General features: G+C 34.4%; 2 protein-coding genes and 1 pseudogene. All 3 read left to right on the forward strand.

Features of this window, described 5'->3' with window-relative positions; all coding sequences use genetic code 11:
- Window positions 1-238, forward strand: a pseudogene (locus tag DXA87_RS17685) (hypothetical protein); the annotation flags it as partial.
- A 58-nt stretch (window positions 239-296) separates the two neighbouring features.
- Window positions 297-980, forward strand: a complete 684-nt coding sequence (locus DXA87_RS17690; protein ID WP_117505598.1) for a hypothetical protein — start codon at window positions 297-299, stop codon at window positions 978-980.
- 244 nt (window positions 981-1,224) lie between these two features.
- Window positions 1,225-1,665, forward strand: a complete 441-nt coding sequence (locus tag DXA87_RS17695) for an Imm63 family immunity protein (protein ID WP_015555153.1) — start codon at window positions 1,225-1,227, stop codon at window positions 1,663-1,665.
- The last annotated feature ends 44 nt before the right edge of the window (window positions 1,666-1,709 follow it).

Raw genomic sequence — 1,709 nt, forward strand, 5'->3', positions numbered from 1 at the left:
TCTCTTGAAGTGTCTTAAATTACGATACCATTATAAAGAAATAAATGATGATTATGAAATTGAAGTATTTCTGCCGGATCACATTATTATTGGTTCAAATGGTGGTGGTGAACTTTATGGAATTGATAATAAGGGAAACTACTTTAATGTACCAGTGCTAATAGATGAAGATGATGTTGCTGTGCTTGGGACAGAGATAGAATTATTGCCAGATAAAATAAATGCACTTTGGGAATAGATTCTTTTGTTAGTTATATGACGAACAGTACATAAGCCTTGAGGTTTAAGGAGACAGAATGGTACATTGTGATTTCAGTAATAGTTTATATAAATATTTGGATATTTATCATAACGGGTTAAAAAAACTTGCAAACAAAGAAATGCAAGCAATCGTTGGTCATCTAAGAGAAATGTCAGACGAAAATCAAGATGAAATATTAACACAATTTCTTTCGGATTATTGTGATAGTGATGTATGGGATACTTTGAAAGACCGGGGAAATGCAGATATTCCATACGAATTAAAAGAGTATATCCTAATGTGGATTACACCACGTTGCGAAGAGAAGAAAATGCCAGAATGCAGATGGTATTATGAGTTGTTCAGAAATCATAAGCAGGGATATCAAGCGGCAGTAAAATACCTTGAGATTGCTTATTCAAGTATGAAGTGTGACCAGAAAACAATTGATTTGCTGTTTGATTCATACTTGGATATTTTAGGTTGGGGGGCACATCATTTTCCAGATGGATGCATAATTGAAGATAATACAATAGTTGATTGTTTTCAAAAATGTGAGGATATATTAAAAGAAAAAACGGTTAGTGAGAGATTGATAAATCAACTGAACTATTATAGAATCCTGTACGAATGCTATAATAGATATGTAGATGATGGAAGAAAAAGAAAATATGAAGATTATCTAAATGAAGCTAATATACATTTTTTGTATAGCAGAGCACTTTACTATGAGAAATAAACTAAGTCATAGAGGTGAAACTTTCAGTAAGCTGGTGCGTTTATCTGAGAGACGAATTTGAACGCAGATAAGCATTCCCCCGCTTTAAGTGCGCGGAGCACTAAGCGGTGGGTGAGGGGGATGCTTATGTCAGTGGGAGTTGAAAGCTCCCACTGACAGATCGCGAAGCGACTGCGTTCATGAGCAAGTAGCGAAGCGGATTGCGAATGTCCGCTTTACTTTTTAGATTTGAGGTATAAAAGGAATGAATGCTAAAGAGTGTATGATTGAAGCTGATAAATTGTTGCAAAAATGGAGTTGTTATTCTATAGAAAACAGAAGGTATATTGAGAAAATATTTAATGGTTCCAATAGGTATGATATGATGTTAAACGTAGATGTAATGCAGAAACAGGCAAAGATTTATGTATTGGAAAGAGGAGTGACAATTTATGAGTACAGAACGGAGAGGAAAGAGATTGTAATATATGCTGTTCTTCGTGATATTATTGGGATAATTTCCGATACAATTATATGTGATTCACATGTTGATGAAAAGGGATACCTGCATTTTACTGAAAATGTATCCAATTATAGAAAGAAAATAACCGATGAGGCATTTTCATTAATGGGAGAGCCATATAATGAGTGGAATCGACAAGGGATTTCTATTTGGGATTTTAACCGAAGTTTTGCGGGGGAATAAACGCCCAACTTTCAGTTTGTCGTTCTAAAAATTCAACTGAATAA

Origin of the sequence: Desulfotomaculum sp. OF05-3, assembly GCF_003435535.1 — a bacterium.
In the GTDB taxonomy this organism is placed as follows: Bacteria; Bacillota; Clostridia; order Lachnospirales; family Lachnospiraceae; genus Pilosibacter; species Pilosibacter fragilis.

Excerpts from the sequence above, each read along its gene's own strand:
- DXA87_RS17690 (WP_117505598.1), top strand. The coding sequence starts at position 297 with ATGGTACATTGTGATTTCAGTAATAGTTTATATAAATATTTGGATATT.
- DXA87_RS17695 (WP_015555153.1), top strand. The coding sequence starts at position 1,225 with ATGAATGCTAAAGAGTGTATGATTGAAGCTGATAAATTGTTGCAAAAA.